The following is a 15,427-nucleotide window of genomic DNA, read 5'->3' as shown; positions in this document are numbered from 1 at the left end:
GGAGTCGAATTCATAACAAAAACTAAACGTTATAAGCTACTGGTAAATCAGTTTTATATACCTTTGCATCTCTTATTTGATTTGAAGTCAACGTAAATGCAAGTTATAAATTTTGACACCATTGTAATTGGTAGCGGTTTGGCAGGGCTATCAGCTGCCTATCATGCGTCGAAACATGGTACTGTTGCCATTATTACAAAATCACAGTTGGACACCAGTAATTCGTACTATGCACAAGGAGGAATTGCGGGAGCAATAAACGAAGACGACTCTCCGAAGTTACATTATCACGACACAATTATTGCAGGGCGAGGGCTATGTGAGAAAGAGGCTGTTAAGATTCTGGTAAACGAAGGTCGCGACCGAGTGTTAGAATTGATTAACATGGGAATGAAGTTCGACCAAAAAGATGGTGAATATATTTTAGGTCTTGAGGGAGGACACAGCAAGCGAAGAATATTGCATGCCGGCGGAGATGCGACCGGAAAAGAGCTGACCGGCTTTATGCTTGAGAAAGTTCGTAATCAGGAAACTATTACTTCATTTGAATATACGGCGGTCACCCGATTAATTATTGAAGAAGGTCGTTGCACAGGAGCGCAAGCAATTGATTTTGTCTCGGGCGAAAATGTAATTTTCAAAGGCAACGCCTGTATTCTGGCGACCGGTGGCTTATCGCGTATTTTTAGCCGAACAACCAATCCACACACCGCAACAGGCGATGGTGTTGCATTGGCATACGAAGCCGGTGCACAATTAGCCGATATGGAGTTTATCCAGTTTCATCCTTCAGCACTCTTTGTGAAAAACAAAGACGCTTTTCTGATTAGCGAAGCAGTACGTGGTGAGGGAGCCTGGCTGCTTAACACAATCGGAGAGCGTTTCATGAAAGAAGTTCACCCATTGGCAGAGCTTGCTCCACGCGACATTGTTGCATTTTCGATTTACCGGCAAATGCAAAAACACAAAAGCAAGCACATCTATCTTTCGATGAAACACCTGGATGCAGAGAAAATAAAAAACCGATTCTCAAACATTTGTAAAAAGCTGCAGGAATATGGTTACGACATGACCAAAGACTTGCTCCCCATTGCTCCGGCAGCTCATTACATGGTTGGTGGCATAAAAACCGATCTGGATGGAGAAACGAACATTCCCGGCCTTTTTGCCTGTGGCGAAGTCGCCTCGACAGGCGTTATGGGAGCCAACCGGCTAGCCAGCAACTCACTTTTGGAATGCTTAGTTTTTGGCAAGCGTGCTGCCGAAAAAGCTTCATTGCAAAAGCCCAAAACAACAAAGGCTGAAAATTACGAAGCGCTAACCAACAAGCAAGAAAATGAACAAGCATTCCTGAACATTAAAAACGAAATCGCGGATTTGATGTCCCAGAATGTTGGAATTGTTAGAGAAGGTCGATTTCTTCAGGAAACCATTGATAAGCTACACGAAATTAACACCCGAATTCCTGAGCAGCTGACAGATTATAACCAACTAAAAACGAGACAAATCGTTGAGATTTGTTTACTAATTGCACAATCGGCTCTCTTGCGGGAAGAAAGCCGCGGAGGTCATATTCGTGAAGATTTCCAAAAAGAATCACCAGACTTCAGACTACATATTATTCAGCAAAAATATCAAGAACCTTTTTTTATTCCGATACAAAAATGATGAACGCAAAAGAACTTGAAGCCGCCAACACACTAATCAACCTGGCGATAGACGAAGATGTTGCAACAGGAGACATCACAACCGATAATCTGATTCCGGCAGAAACCCGTCGTAAAGCCTATATGATTGCCAAAGCCGATGGAGTAATTGCCGGTTTACCAATTGCTGAAATGGTTTTTAGAAAGTTGGATGAATCGCTGGTTTGGGAACCTCAAGTTGAAGAAGGAGCAAGTGTTACAAACGGTACCGTTTTGGTTCGTTTCGAAGCTTCGTACCGCGCACTACTCACTGCCGAACGTACAGCGCTGAACTTCTTTCAACGTTTATCAGGAATTGCAACTATGTCGGCCAAATATGCTGATGCGGTTAAAGACTACAATACGGTGATATTGGATACCCGTAAAACACTGCCAGGCTTTCGCATGCTCGACAAATATGCAGTGAAAACCGGGGGCGCAACAAACCATCGCATCGGACTGTTCGATATGGTCATGATTAAAGATAACCACATAGAAGTAGCGGGAGGAATAACACCGGCAGTAGAACAAATCCGGGACAAAGTTCCTGCTGATATTAAAATTGAGGTTGAAACAACCACGATGGAACAAGTCGTGGAGGCACTCAATGCAGGTGCCGACATTATCATGTTGGACAATATGGACAACGAAACCATGAGTACAGCAGTAGAACTAATCGACGGAAGAGCAAAAGTTGAAGCTTCAGGAAACATGACCATTGAGCGACTCAAAGGCGTGGCTGCCACTGGTGTTGATTTCATTTCAATTGGCGCATTGACGCACTCAGTACAAGCAATGGATATTAGCCAGCGATTAGAAGAATGAATCTGGTTATTGATATAGGCAATAGTCGGATCAAACTTGCGGTATTCGAAAATAGTGAGATCTTGCATCATATCGTTGTGGACGAATTGCATCCAGAGCATATTCAGGATCTACTTCTGCAACATGATGATCTGAAAAATGTAATCGTCTCATCAGTTCGTGATTACTCCGCAGAATTAAAGCATTTTCTACGGCAATCTTTTGACACCTATATTGAGCTAGATGCTGACACGCCTGTCCCAATAATCAATCGCTACAAAACTCCTGAATCTCTTGGCAAGGACCGATTGGCTGCAGCAGTTGGAGCAACGGTACTTTACCCAAATCAAAATGTGCTGGTAATCGATGCTGGCACGGCAATCACTTACGAGTTCATCAGCTCTAAACACGAATATCTTGGAGGTAACATTTCTCCGGGTTTGACCACCCGCTTTAAAGCACTTCACCAATTTACCGGGAAACTACCCCTACTGCGGGAAAACGAAAAAACTCCATTGATAGGAACAGACACTGAATCAGCCATTCAGTCGGGCGTACAAATGGGCTTGCTTTTTGAAGTCGAAAAATACATCGAACACTTTAACACTATTTACGAAAAATTACAAATCATTATCACTGGCGGAGATGCGATTCTCTTTGATAAGAAATTTAAAAAAACCATCTTTGTAGCCTTTAATTTAACGCTCATCGGTTTAAACAGAATTCTGGAACACAATGTTAAAAAGACTTAGTGGAATTTTCACTTGCGGATTATTCGTTCTAATGGGACTAACTTCATTCGCACAAAATAACAACACTTCATCGCCATTTTCTCGTTTCGGTCTGGGAGACCTTCACGGCTATTCCCAAGGACGTTTTGCAGGAATGGGGGGTGCATCGCTCGGAAGTAGGCATCAGGTGCAAATCAACTCTTCAAATCCCGCATCCTACCCTGCAATCGACAGTTTGTCATTTATATTCGAATTTGGAGCAGATGGTCGATTATCGGAATACAAGTCCGCATCGAACAGCTTTACAACCAACGATGTCAACTTCAGATATTTCTCTTTCAGTTTTCCAATTACCCGATGGTCTGCGGCAACTATGGGGATTTCTCCATATGCAGACAAAGGCTATGAAATATATACTGAGGAAGATGATCCAGAAATTGGTCGGATAGGATATAGTTATTTTGGAACAGGTACGATTTCGAAAGCCTATTTTGGAGCAGGCTTTAACCTTACAGAATCATTGTCAGTTGGAGCTAACGTTTATTATCTATTTGGCACCTTAAATCAAAACAATTCGATTTATTTTATTGATGATACCCAACAATATGGGTTAAACGAGATCGAACAAACCAGGCTTCGTGATTTTGCGTATTTACTTGGTATTCAATACGACCTGAAGTTGAAAAATGACAATTTTTTAACAATTGGCGCTACGTTGGATAAAAAATCAAAATTCACCGCATTCCATAGTCTAAACCGAGAAAAGATTTTATCTTTTGGCGGGAGTACATTGGCAGACTCTGTGAGCACAATCGTAGATGAGCCCGGTAAAATTCAATTGCCTACCAGTATTGGGGTTGGAGTGTCATATACCATATTAAACAAACTTGAAGTTAACGCAGATTTCCATCATTCAAAGTGGAGTGAAGCCAAGTTTTTTGGAAGCCCGGTTTCCGAATTGACAGACCAAACTAAAGTAAGTTTTGGTGCCGAATATATTCCGGAAGCAACTTCGATCCGCAGTTATATAAAACGTATCCGCTACCGTGCAGGTATACACTTTGATAAGTCCTACTTAAAAATTAACAGCCAACAACTTAACGAATATGGCATGAGTTTTGGAGTAGGCCTTCCAGTTAATCGTTCAAAGTCAACAATCAATTTAGCATTGGAATTTGGACGTAGAGGAACAATTGAGGATAACTTAATTCGTGAAAACTATACCAAAATAAGTTTATATTTGAACTTGTTTGATCGGTGGTTTGTCCAACGAAAATTCGATTAACAAAAAAGTGTAACTTAAAAATAAAATTGATCATGAAACCTTTATTTTCTAAAACATTCTTGCTAACAATAGCAATTGTTGCTATAACTGGATTTTCATCCATTGCACAGCGAGTAATTAAGGGCACCGTCTACCGAGATGGAGAGCCAGCCGCAGGGGTAACAGTTGAAGCCCATAAATCAAACGATACATTCATGACCAGCTTTGATGGAAAATATGAAATCGAAGCAGATGAAAAATCGAAATACCTGAGATTTACTTTTATTGACGATTCACGCAAATTTGATATTGAAGGAAACAGTAGTAATAAAATCGACTTTAGTTTTGATGGGGAAATCCCAACAGGAGGTGCCACTGCTGATGAGGGTGACGTAGATCTACGGACGAGTCAGGAATTAGTCAAAGCTAAAGATCGCGACTTCATGAATAATCTCTCGATGTATGATCAGTTTTACAAACAAGATGATTATAAATCGGCCATGAAGCCATGGAGAATAGTTTACAATAAGTATCCAAAATCAACTCTGAACTTATATATCCATGGATCAAACATGTATGAGTACCTAATCAACAACACGGAAGATTGGGATCAAAAAAATGCATACATCGATTCTTTAATTTCAATTTATGACCGTCGTATTAAATACTTCAATCAAAAAGGTTATGTCCGCGGACGTCAGGGAACAGACTTGTTGAAATTCAAATTAGCCAATGAAAATCTTGATGACGATCAATTAAAATCGATTCTCAAGACAGGTTACGGCTACTTAGAAGAATCAATCAATTTACAAAAGAAAGAATCAGAGGTAGCTGTTTTAGTTGTGTTTATGCAAGCGACGAAACGACTGTTCATCATGGGGGAGCTTCCAAAGGACCAAGTTGCTGCAAACTATCAAACAGCTTCTGATATTATAAATAACTACCTCAAAACAGAACCGGAGAGCGAAAAATATTTAACTGCAAAAGATTTGGTTGATCGACTTTTCCAAACCAGTGGTGCTGCTGATTGTGAAGCATTAATATCGCTCTATGAACCACAGTATGACGAAATCGTTCAGAATGTTGATGATTTGAAGAAAATGCTCCGGATTCTGGATCGTAGAGACTGTACAGAAAGTGAGCTTTTTGCAACAGCTTCTGAAAAACTGTACGACCTGGAACCTTCTGCCGAAGCAGCTTTTAACATGGCTCGTCTGTTTGTAAAACGTGATCAGTTTGACCGTGCGAAGGAATATTACCAAAATGCAATCGAATCGGAAACCGACAAAGAGCTATTAGCCAAGTATTATTACGAATTAGGCTTGTTCATCTTCGCAAAAGAGAATGATTTTCAAAAAGCGAGAGACCTTGCTCGTAAGGCTATTCAAAATAATCCGAACTCAGGTCGTGCATACATTTTGCTGGGCGATATTTATGCTCAATATAGTAAATACTATGGCGAAAGTGACTTTGAACATGCATCATTGTATTGGTTGGCGGTAGATTATTACCAAAAAGCAAAACGTGTGGATCCTGATGTATTTGCAAGTGCAAATGAAAAAATTGCAATCTACAGACGTTATTTCCCTGACAAAGAAACGATGTTCTTTCAGGGATTTGAAGAAGGTCAAAGTTACACTATCGGTAGCTGGATAAATGAAACGACCAAAGCTCGTGTCAAATAGTAAAAAAATAAAATCAAAATATTCAAGCATAAGCATTGCAATTCTCTCTCTGGGAATTGCAGTGCTTTTCTTTTCCTGCGCCAATAAGATTGAGAAAATAAAAGAAGTATCGTCGGGCGAAAAGCTATATAGCGCCGAAGCTGAAGACTACGAGATGATTCATTCTGATTCAACAATCATTCGGTTTAAACTAATTACCCCTAAATTGATCAATTTTGATAAAGTTGATGACCCATTCATCGAATTTCCGGAAGGTGTGAAAATTGAAAAATATAACGAGCAAATGGAGCAAACAGCTAGTATTACCTCCAACTATGCCCGTTATTTTGAGAAAGAAAAAAGATGGGAAGCCGAAAATAATGTGGTTGCTGTAAACCCTCAGGGCGACACCTTAAAAACAGAACAATTAATTTGGGAAGAAGAGAAAGAAAAAATTTATTCCGAACAATTTGTAAAAATTATTCGTAAAGATCAGGTAATTACCGGTATCGGGTTTGAATCAGATCAGAATCTGGCAAACTGGAAAATAAAAAATCCTAAAGGACCGCTATATATTGAAGTCGAAGAATAGTTGAATATGGAAATCCTAATTGTCATTATTCTTACTACCATTTTATTTTCTGCTTTTTTCTCCGGGATGGAAATCGCTTTTGTGTCAGCCAATAAACTAAGACTTGAACTGGACAAACAGCAAAACTTTATTAGCGGACGTATTCTATCACTTTTCACAAAAAACCCGGGGCAGTATATTGCTACCATGCTAATCGGCAACAATATTGCGCTTGTCATTTATGGTATTGCATTTGCTCAACTTTTAGAGCCCCTGTTTTTCAATTTCATTCCCAACGATACTTTTGTCTTACTGTCACAAACAATCACCTCAACGCTAATCATCCTTTTTACTGCCGAGTTTTTGCCAAAAACCTTATTCCGAATAAATCCGAACACATTCCTACGTTTCTTCTCGTTCCCCCTATTTATTTTCTACTTCTTATTTTATCCACTATCTAAATTAACCATCGGTATTTCCCGTGTTCTGCTCACAACAATATTTAAATCTTCCTATGGAAAGGATACCAAGAAAAAGGTATTTAACCGAATTGATCTGCATTATTTCGTGAACGAAACAGATGAAGATCAGCAAATGCGTGAACAAGAACTTGAAAACGAAGTGAAGCTTTTCAGAAATGCCCTTGACTTTTCAAAAGTGAAACTTCGAGAAGTTATGGTTCCGCGAACTGAAATTGAGATTATCGATGTCAACTCAGACATGGAAGAGCTTATCCAGAAATTCATTGAAACGGGCTATTCTCGAATCCTTTTCTATCAGGATAATATTGACAATATTATTGGCTATATCCATCACTCTACAATTTTCGCGAATCCCGGATCTATTCGGTCCAATTTGAAAAAGGTACTAATCGTTCCTGAAACCATGCCCGCAAGTAAATTGTTGAGTAAATTCATTCAGCAACACCGAAGCATTGCTATCGTGGTTGATGAATTTGGAGGTACTGCCGGAATGGTGACCAGCGAAGATATTTTAGAAGAAATTTTTGGAGAAATTGAAGATGAACATGATACAGTTGATTTTGTAGAACGACAAATTAGTGATAATGAATTTGTCCTTTCGGCACGCATTGAACTGGACGACCTGAATGAGAAATACAACTTGAAATTTCCGGTTAAAGAAAACTTTGAAACACTTGCCGGATTTATACTATTCCACCACGAAAGTATTCCTAAAATCAATACGATCATTGATATAGACAACTACCGCTTTAAAATTCTAAAAGCCTCAAACACGAAGATCGAGCTGGTGAACCTTAAGATATTGGACAACACCTAAAATAAAAAATGAATCCTAAGGTTTAATTCTCAAAATTACTATCTTCGTAGCTCGAAAATTTTAAGTAAATCATAATTCAATAATTATTAGTCAATGGCTACATTACAGAGAATAAGAAATCGTGCCGGCTTACTGGTTGCGATCATTATTGGTCTAGCACTAGTTGCCTTCATTTTAGGCGATATGCTTCGCTCAGGTAGTTCATTATTAAGGCCTCAACAATTAGAAGTTGCCGAAATTAATGGAGAATCTGTTCAGTACCCTGATTTCCAAAAACGCATTGAAGAGATGGCGGAGATCTACAAGATGAACACTGGGGCTACACAGCTCGACGACGAAACGTGGGTACAAGTGCGCGAGCAAGCTTGGCAGAATTTAGTTCGCGAGATTGTTATGAGTGAAGTTTATGAAGACCTCGGGTTAACCGTAACGTCTGATGAGCTTTTCGACATGGTTCAGGGAGCTAACCTTCATCCAATCATTCAGCAATTATTCCGTAACCCGCAAACAGGGCAGGTTGATAAAACGGCAGTTCTTCAATTCTTAAAATCATTGGAAACCAATGCCACTGCTCAGCAGAGAGCTTACTGGCTTTATATTGAAGATCAAATTAAAGAAGAACGGATTCAAACCAAATACAACAATCTGGTTGCGAAAGGACTGAACGCAACAACTGTTGAAGCTAAAAATAGTCTGGAAGCTAAGAATCAAAGCGTAAACGCGCAATACATTCGTTTACCATTCAGCTACTTGCCTGATAGCGCAGTTTCTGTAACCGAAAGTGAGTTGAAAGATTACTATAACAAACACAAAGACGACTACAAACAAGAGGAAAGTCGTACCATTGAATATGTAACGTTCAATGTTAAAGCTTCTGAAGCAGATGATGCCAACACGCTGAAGTGGATGGAAGATGTAAAACCAGAGTTTGCAAATGTAGCTGACAATGCCCAATACGTAAATGTCAATTCAGACGTTCGTTTTGAAAACATCTACCAAAAAGAAAGTGAACTTCCTGTGAACCTTGCTGAATTTGCATTCAACGGAGAAGAAGGTGATATTTACGGGCCTTACAAAGAAGGTAATACATACAAATTAGTTAAGATTGACGAATTTAAAGATTTGCCCGATTCAGTAGAAGCGCGCCATATTTTGATTAAGCCGGAAACTGTTGGAAGTTATGAAGCCGCAATGGCTTTAGCTGACAGCTTAAAAAGCGAAATTGAAGACGGCGCCAGCTTTGCAAAACTGGCCGAAGAATACTCAGAAGATGCCGGGTCTGCCCGTAAAGGAGGAGATCTGGGATGGTTCAAAAAAGGCCAAATGGTAAAACCTTTCGAGGAAGCAGCATTCAACGGAGAGGTAAACGAACTCTACACTACTACATCGCAATTTGGTGTTCACCTGATTCAACCAACAAAAAAAGGGAAAGAAGTTAAACAGGTCCGTTTGGCTACCTTAATCCGTAATGTTGAACCAAGCACGCAAACATACCAAACCGAGTATGCTAAGGCAAGTAAGTTTGTTGCCGAAAATCAGGATTATGATTCATTTAACGAAGCCATTGCAAACGAGAAGCGAACAAAGAAAATTGCAACATTTGGCGAAAATGACCGTGAGGTAAGAGGATTGGAGCAATCTCGCTCATTAATCCGCGCGGCATACGACGCTGATGTTGAAGACATCCTTCACAACGCGGAAGGTTCAGCAATTTTTGAACTAGGAGATAACTTTGTGATTGCAGCTGTTGCAAGTGCAACCGAAGAAGGAATTGCTTCTTTTGAAGAAGTGAAACCTCGTATTGAATTGGCTGTTAAAAAGCAAAACAAAGGGCAAGCAATTGCTAAAAAAATGACTGAAGCCGTCGATGGAAAAGACTTTGAAGCAGCTGCTTCGGCATTAAATACTGAAGTGAAAGATGCTAATGGCATTACGTTTAACTCAACATCTATTCCGTCAATCGGACTAGAGCCGGCAGTGATTGGAACAATGACAACCTTAAGCCAGGATGAAACATCAAGTCCAGTTGTTGGAAATAGTGGAGTTTATCTGGTAAAAGTTATTTCGAAAACAGAAGGTTCAGATGAAAACGTTCAAGCAGAACAACAGCGTCTGAATCAAGCATTGAGCTATCGTGCAGCTTATCAAGCTTACGAAGCACAAAAAAATGCTGTTGAAATTGAAGACAAGAGAGCAAAATTCTATTAGTAGAAGATCTCACAAAATATAAAAGCAGGCTCAAAAGGCCTGCTTTTTTTGTATCTTATTTTGAATAATGATTGTGGTAAACCCCTCGTTAAAGTCTACATGCGACCAACTTTCGTAGCCTATTTAACGTTTATCGTTCCATTTCGATATAACCCCAATGCTTCATCCAATAGCAATTCAATTGTTTGAATCGGGAGATCAACACTCGGATTAATTCTGAGGATTTTCATGCGAGAACGGTTTCCTCGTTCTAGTTGAGGATGATCGAGATATTTTCCTTCAACAAATAAAATATACGGCTCATCTGTCTTTTTATCCGTCCATAAATAGCAGAACATCTTTTTCTTATAGCAGAAGCAAGGCATGCCATACTTCCGTGTTTCGGTCAGCTTGGTGTCCTGTTCAAGAATAATGCGCCGCAAAGCGAGCAAACAACCTTTATTGGGTTCTTCTTTATTCAAATAGTAGTTGTCAAGATCCTGAACCATGCCATCCAAACTTATCTTGTGGAAAGAATTGCGATTAATCACTCCTGCCAAGGCTATTATCTGCCCCACTTCATTGTTTGTTGGTATTTTGGCTGAACGATCATCACCTTCAACATATAATAATGGAATTCAGTCAAATTAGAATTCCCTGATATAGATCTCTTTAAACTGGAGGATCAACGCATCTTTTTCACGAATCTCGATTGCGATATGACCACGCATTCCCACATTTAAGCTTTTATGCTTCACATCATTTAGAATTCCGATCCCATTATAATTCGTCACCTTAATGCCATTTAACCAGGCTTCGATCGAAGCTCCCTCACACCGCACACGCATTACGTTCCACTGGTTGGTTTCTTCGGCATAATAAAAAATCACGTTCTTCTTTTGCATAGACTCGTTTACACTTGCCTTGCGTGGAAGATTTGGATATACCCATCGCTCATAGCCTTTTGTTTCATCCCAAACCATACCTGTTTGCCACGGAGCAGGTGAGTGAATATCGATTTGAGGCCCATGCATCCAATGTTCTTCATCATCATATCGAGACCGCACTTGCAAACCGCTATTACCCGAGCTGGTTTTAAATGCCCTAAATTTAAACTTCAACTCAAAATCGCCATATTCCTTTTCGGAATATAACCAAGCAGGATTGTGCTCCGGATTATTCAAAGAATTAGCCATGATTGTTCCGTCGATCACCCGAAAGAAAATGTAATTCCGGTCGCGTGGGGTTTTCTTTTCAACCCAACCATCCAGATTTTCCCCGTTAAAGAGAGAAACAAAATCATCTTGCGCAGAGGCATATAACGAGTATAGGAGAACTAAAATAATTATAATCAGTTTCCGATTCATAAACAAACTTGGTTGTAGTTAGATTTCACTTTTAAATCGCCGTCTAAAGTTCTAATTTTCATTGATGAAATGCAAATATTTTCTAGTCGGCTATCCAAATTGCAAAATCCACACCAAAATCCCATCAGACATTTCAGCCAACCATGCTTTGTAATGAACTGAACAAAAGCGAACTTCGCTTTGTCTAACTAATAAAAATCTAAATGATATGACACACAGGCGCGAATTCCTCAAAAATCTGGCAGCCATGACTGCCGCCTTATCGGTTCCTTCCATACTCAGTGCCCAAAATAACGAAAGCGATAAGCTGGGAGAGTTACTTCCGCTGCGCCGGCTGGGCAAAACAAATGAATATGTGACAATGTTGGGCGTTGGCGGATATCATATTGGCTGGACCAGTGAACGCGATGCTCAGGCTGTGATAGAAACAGCAATTGGAGGTGGGGTTCGTTTTTTTGATACAGCGGAACAGTATGGACCTGCCGTTAGTGAAGAACGCTACGGGAAATACCTGACTCCAAAATATCGGGATCATATTTTTCTGATGACAAAAACCCAGGCTCGAAATGCCAAAGATGCACAGCAACATCTGGAGGATTCGTTAAGACGAATGAAAACCGACCGCCTCGACTTGTGGCAAATCCATTCGATCTTCTCTCCCGAAGATGTTGAAAACCGCTTAGCCGAAGGAGTTTTAGAGGTTATGAAAAAAGCCAAAGAAAGTGGTAAAGTAAAGTACGTTGGATTTACCGGACACCGAGACCCTTTTGCCCATAAAAAAATGTTGGAACTGACTCGCGACAACGATCCTTTCGACACCGTTCAAATGCCTGTGAACGCATTGGACCAATCATACTTCAGCTTTGCAAACAATGTTATGCCCGAGCTTTTAGAGCGGAATATTGGCATATTGGCCATGAAAACGCTGGCTGACGGTCGCTTTTTTGGTGAACTCGATCGCGCGAACTGGAAAGCAAAAGACCCTGTCATCCCCAATTATATGAGCATAAAAGAAGCATTGTACTACTCTTGGTCTCTGCCAATCAGCACCTTGATTACCGGAGCCGAAAATGTAGAGTACATGCAGGAAAAAATCGAATTGGCTAAATCATTCGTCAAACTATCAGAAGCTGACCGGCTCGAACTTGTTGAGCGAGTGAGGTCAAAAGCGATGGAAGGAATCTACGAGCATTACAAGCAAAAGCCATCATAACGATCACTCAATAAACATCAAGAAAAGTCAATAAAAACCGATCGCTAAAAAAATTCTGGACAGCACTCTGTTCTTATATTTAGGTATGATTTGTAACAAAATAATTAGTGGAGGACAAACAGGAGTAGACCGGGCTGCATTAGATGCATGTCTTAACGCCAATTTCACCTGTGGAGGCTGGTGTCCTGCAGGCCGAAAGGCGGAAGACGGTGAAATCCCTTTAACCTATCCGCTCCGGGAAATCTGGAGCACCAGTTATGATGATCGCACCAGAAAAAACATCAATGAATCTGATGCCACTTTGATCGTTTATGAGGGGAAATTAAGTGGTGGCACCTTGCTAACTTATAATTATGCCTTAGAAAAGAACAAATCGATTTTCCTTTTCAAAGTTTCGCCATTTCTCATTGACGAAACCTTGGAACAGCTCTTTCACTTTCTTAAAATCAATCAGGTCGAAACCTTAAATATTGCTGGGCCACGGGCGAGTATGTGGGATAAAGCCCACGAACTGAGCTACTTGATAACAGCTAAGCTAATTCAAAAAATCAACAGTCCAATCTAGCTACATGACTTATCGGTTCTATTTTTCGGCAAGCATACGTTCTATGCCCAATTCCAATCCGGTCAGTTCGGCCAAACCTTTTAAACGGCCAATTAACGGGTAGCCGGGGTTAGCATCGTCCTCATAGTCAGCCAACATTTTGATACCATGATCCGGGCGAACCGGGATTCGAATATCTTCTCGTCCCCGCTCTTTTCTCGATTGCTGTTCTTCCAACAGCGCTTTCATAATCGGGAAAAGATCAACATCACCTTCAATATGTCCTGATTCGTGAAAGCAGCCATCAGGTAAAAATACATTGTTGCGCAGGTGGGTAAAATGAATGCGTGAACCGAGTTTTTTCACAATCCCGGATAAATCATTTCTTCGATTCACCGATAACGATCCCGTGCAAAAGGTAAGTCCGTTTGAAATCGAGTCAACCTGATTACAGATCCATTCCAAATCATCTTGCGTACTCACAATCCGTGGAAGCCCCAATACCGAGAATGGCGGGTCATCCGGATGAATGCACAGCTTCACTCCAGCCTCTTCGGCCACCGGAATAACATCTCTTAAAAACAAGGAGAGATGTTTCCGCAGTTGGGTGTGATCAATCTCTTTGTAGTGATCAATTAAATCGAGAAAAGCCTGTTTGAAATCCAGAGCCGAGCTATCAACGGCACCATTGATGAAGCCCTGCGTAACGACAATAATATTGTAAGCTAGTTTTTCCTTTTCTTCGTCGCTCATTTGCTGGGCTTTTTGTGCTGCTTTTTTTACAATCTCCGGCGGGTAATCCTTTTCTGCTCCTTCCCGATTCAAGATAAACGCATCGAAAGCCACAAAAGTTGGAAAGTCGAAAAACATAACTTCGCCACCACTTTTTAATTTGTAATGCAAGTCGGTACGAGCCCAATCCAACACGGGCATAAAATTGTAACAAACCCGATCAATGCCGCACTCTCCAAGGTTGCGAATCGATTGCTTGTAACTCTCAATCAGCCGGGGATAATCAGCATTATGCGTTTTTATTCCTTCAGAAACCGGCAAACTCTCCACCACTGACCAACGCATATCAAAATGCTCAATCTGGCCTTTCACCTTTCGGATCTCCTCAACCGGCCAAACTTCCCCATTCGGGATGTGATGCAAAGCGGTCACCACCCCCTCGATACCCATTTGCTTCAGATCAGCAAGTGTCACCCGATCTTTATCTCCAAACCAACGCCACGTTTTTTCAAGCCCCATAACTTAATCCTTTAATAGCTAAACACCGCTGAACGCACTAAAACCGCCATCAACCGGGATAATTGTTCCGGTAATAAAACTTGCAGCATCGGAGCATAGAAATTGAACAATGCCGTTTAATTCGTTAATGTTACCAAAGCGTTTCATCGGCGTGCGAGCCAATACTTTTTTGCTTCGTTCGGTGTAGCTCCCATCCGGGTTGATCAATACTGCCCGATTCTGATCGCCGATAAAAAAACCCGGAGCAATCGCATTCACGCGTAATTTCTCCCCAAACTTAAGAGCCATTTCCATCGCCATCCATTGGGTGAAAATATTGATCCCGGTTTTAGCAACAGAATATCCCATTACCCGTGTAATAGCCGAATAAGTGGCCATTGATGAAACGTTTATGATGTTGCCTTTCCCGTTTTTTGCCATCGCTTTCCCGAAAATCAAACTTGGAACTACCGTGCCATGCATATTTACATCGGTCACCTTTCGGTAGTCAGTCAACTTCATATCAAAAATGGTTTGCTCCTCGGTTAATGTGGCACCCGGGATATTTCCCCCTGCGGCATTAATCAAAATATGAATCCCCCCCCACTTATCAAGAATCTCATCGCGAACTTCTTTCAGTCGCTCTTCGTCCAGCACATCACAAGGGAAAGCTTCAATTTCGCCAATAGATTTCAGCGCTTCTACTTTCTTATTCAGCCGTTCTTCATTTCGCCCAAGAATAGCCACTTTTACGCCTGCTTCCAACAAGCTTTGAGCGATACTCCCGCCTAACACGCCACCACCGCCAGTAACGATGGCTATTTGTCCTTCAATATTAAAATTATTCATAGTATAAGATTGATAGCTA

The 15,427-nt window shown here is 40.8% G+C and carries 14 protein-coding genes; 10 read left to right on the top strand and 4 right to left on the bottom strand.

Annotated features, from left to right (window positions below):
- Positions 1 to 96 precede the first annotated feature (96 nt).
- The 8 genes from nadB to GR929_RS04090 all read left to right on the top strand — a co-directional run bounded on the left by nadB (position 97) and on the right by GR929_RS04090 (position 10,226).
- Positions 97 to 1,668 (top strand): L-aspartate oxidase, encoded by a 1,572-nt coding sequence (nadB, locus tag GR929_RS04125; protein ID WP_159517664.1) that lies wholly within the window; start codon positions 97 to 99, stop codon positions 1,666 to 1,668.
- Positions 1,665 to 2,510 (top strand): carboxylating nicotinate-nucleotide diphosphorylase, encoded by an 846-nt coding sequence (nadC, locus tag GR929_RS04120; protein ID WP_201300899.1) that lies wholly within the window; start codon positions 1,665 to 1,667, stop codon positions 2,508 to 2,510. Before nadB ends, nadC begins: the two co-directional genes overlap by 4 nt.
- Positions 2,507 to 3,241, top strand: a complete 735-nt coding sequence (locus GR929_RS04115) for a type III pantothenate kinase (RefSeq protein ID WP_159517663.1) — start codon at positions 2,507 to 2,509, stop codon at positions 3,239 to 3,241. The genes nadC and GR929_RS04115 overlap by 4 nt, the downstream gene beginning before the upstream one ends.
- The gene (locus GR929_RS04110; protein WP_159517662.1) at positions 3,225 to 4,505 is read left to right on the top strand and encodes an OmpP1/FadL family transporter; all 1,281 of its coding nucleotides are present in this window, start codon (positions 3,225 to 3,227) and stop codon (positions 4,503 to 4,505) included. Before GR929_RS04115 ends, GR929_RS04110 begins: the two co-directional genes overlap by 17 nt.
- Positions 4,506 to 4,537: 32 nt before the next feature.
- Entirely contained in the window at positions 4,538 to 6,169 is a 1,632-nt protein-coding gene (locus GR929_RS04105) for a tetratricopeptide repeat protein (protein ID WP_159517661.1), read from the top strand.
- Positions 6,159 to 6,740: an LPS export ABC transporter periplasmic protein LptC gene (gene lptC, locus GR929_RS04100; RefSeq protein ID WP_159517660.1), complete on the top strand. Its 582-nt coding sequence runs from the start codon at positions 6,159 to 6,161 to the stop codon at positions 6,738 to 6,740. Before GR929_RS04105 ends, lptC begins: the two co-directional genes overlap by 11 nt.
- Before the next feature lie 6 nt (positions 6,741 to 6,746).
- Positions 6,747 to 8,018, top strand: a complete 1,272-nt coding sequence (locus tag GR929_RS04095) for a hemolysin family protein (RefSeq protein ID WP_159517659.1) — start codon at positions 6,747 to 6,749, stop codon at positions 8,016 to 8,018.
- A 93-nt stretch (positions 8,019 to 8,111) separates the two neighbouring features.
- Positions 8,112 to 10,226 (top strand): peptidylprolyl isomerase, encoded by a 2,115-nt coding sequence (locus tag GR929_RS04090; protein ID WP_159517658.1) that lies wholly within the window; start codon positions 8,112 to 8,114, stop codon positions 10,224 to 10,226.
- 119 nt (positions 10,227 to 10,345) lie between these two features.
- On the opposite strand, the gene GR929_RS04085 is transcribed toward GR929_RS04090, so the two are convergent.
- Together GR929_RS04085 and GR929_RS04080 are read right to left on the bottom strand one after the other, a co-directional pair.
- Positions 10,346 to 10,783, bottom strand: coding sequence for a DUF1801 domain-containing protein (locus tag GR929_RS04085; RefSeq protein ID WP_201300898.1), 438 nt, complete (start codon positions 10,781 to 10,783; stop codon positions 10,346 to 10,348).
- Between the two features lie 69 nt (positions 10,784 to 10,852).
- A complete protein-coding gene (locus GR929_RS04080) occupies positions 10,853 to 11,572 on the bottom strand; it encodes a 3-keto-disaccharide hydrolase (RefSeq protein WP_159517657.1) in 720 nt (239 codons plus the stop codon).
- Between the two features lie 208 nt (positions 11,573 to 11,780).
- On the opposite strand from GR929_RS04080, the gene GR929_RS04075 reads away from it, so the two are divergent.
- Positions 11,781 to 12,785 carry an aldo/keto reductase gene (locus GR929_RS04075; protein WP_159517656.1) on the top strand — a complete coding sequence of 335 codons (1,005 nt, stop codon included), beginning with the start codon at positions 11,781 to 11,783 and terminating at the stop codon, positions 12,783 to 12,785.
- Between the two features lie 85 nt (positions 12,786 to 12,870).
- Positions 12,871 to 13,350: a putative molybdenum carrier protein gene (locus tag GR929_RS04070; RefSeq protein WP_159517655.1), complete on the top strand. Its 480-nt coding sequence runs from the start codon at positions 12,871 to 12,873 to the stop codon at positions 13,348 to 13,350.
- Positions 13,351 to 13,368: 18 nt separating this feature from the next.
- On the opposite strand, the gene uxuA is transcribed toward GR929_RS04070, so the two are convergent.
- Complete coding sequence (gene uxuA / locus GR929_RS04065; RefSeq protein ID WP_159517654.1) at positions 13,369 to 14,580, bottom strand: mannonate dehydratase; 1,212 nt, start codon at positions 14,578 to 14,580, stop codon at positions 13,369 to 13,371.
- An 18-nt stretch (positions 14,581 to 14,598) separates the two neighbouring features.
- Positions 14,599 to 15,408, bottom strand: a complete 810-nt coding sequence (locus GR929_RS04060; protein WP_159517653.1) for an SDR family oxidoreductase — start codon at positions 15,406 to 15,408, stop codon at positions 14,599 to 14,601.
- Between the last annotated feature and the right edge of the window lie 19 nt (positions 15,409 to 15,427).

This window comes from Sunxiuqinia indica (genome assembly GCF_009847015.1).
Lineage (GTDB): Bacteria > Bacteroidota > Bacteroidia > Bacteroidales > Prolixibacteraceae > Sunxiuqinia > Sunxiuqinia indica.
The sequence above is the reverse complement of the archived record's forward strand: the minus strand, read 5'-3'. Positions and strand labels throughout refer to the sequence as shown.

Bases quoted from the DNA above. Each gene is read 5' to 3' on its own strand.
- nadB (WP_159517664.1), top strand. From the start codon at position 97: ATGCAAGTTATAAATTTTGACACCATTGTAATTGGTAGCGGTTTGGCA.
- nadC (WP_201300899.1), top strand. From the start codon at position 1,665: ATGATGAACGCAAAAGAACTTGAAGCCGCCAACACACTAATCAACCTG.
- GR929_RS04115 (WP_159517663.1), top strand. From the start codon at position 2,507: ATGAATCTGGTTATTGATATAGGCAATAGTCGGATCAAACTTGCGGTA.
- GR929_RS04110 (WP_159517662.1), top strand. From the start codon at position 3,225: ATGTTAAAAAGACTTAGTGGAATTTTCACTTGCGGATTATTCGTTCTA.
- GR929_RS04105 (WP_159517661.1), top strand. From the start codon at position 4,538: ATGAAACCTTTATTTTCTAAAACATTCTTGCTAACAATAGCAATTGTT.
- GR929_RS04095 (WP_159517659.1), top strand. From the start codon at position 6,747: ATGGAAATCCTAATTGTCATTATTCTTACTACCATTTTATTTTCTGCT.
- GR929_RS04090 (WP_159517658.1), top strand. From the start codon at position 8,112: ATGGCTACATTACAGAGAATAAGAAATCGTGCCGGCTTACTGGTTGCG.
- GR929_RS04080 (WP_159517657.1), bottom strand. From the start codon at position 11,572: ATGAATCGGAAACTGATTATAATTATTTTAGTTCTCCTATACTCGTTA.
- GR929_RS04075 (WP_159517656.1), top strand. From the start codon at position 11,781: ATGACACACAGGCGCGAATTCCTCAAAAATCTGGCAGCCATGACTGCC.
- GR929_RS04070 (WP_159517655.1), top strand. From the start codon at position 12,871: ATGATTTGTAACAAAATAATTAGTGGAGGACAAACAGGAGTAGACCGG.
- uxuA (WP_159517654.1), bottom strand. From the start codon at position 14,580: ATGGGGCTTGAAAAAACGTGGCGTTGGTTTGGAGATAAAGATCGGGTG.
- GR929_RS04060 (WP_159517653.1), bottom strand. From the start codon at position 15,408: ATGAATAATTTTAATATTGAAGGACAAATAGCCATCGTTACTGGCGGT.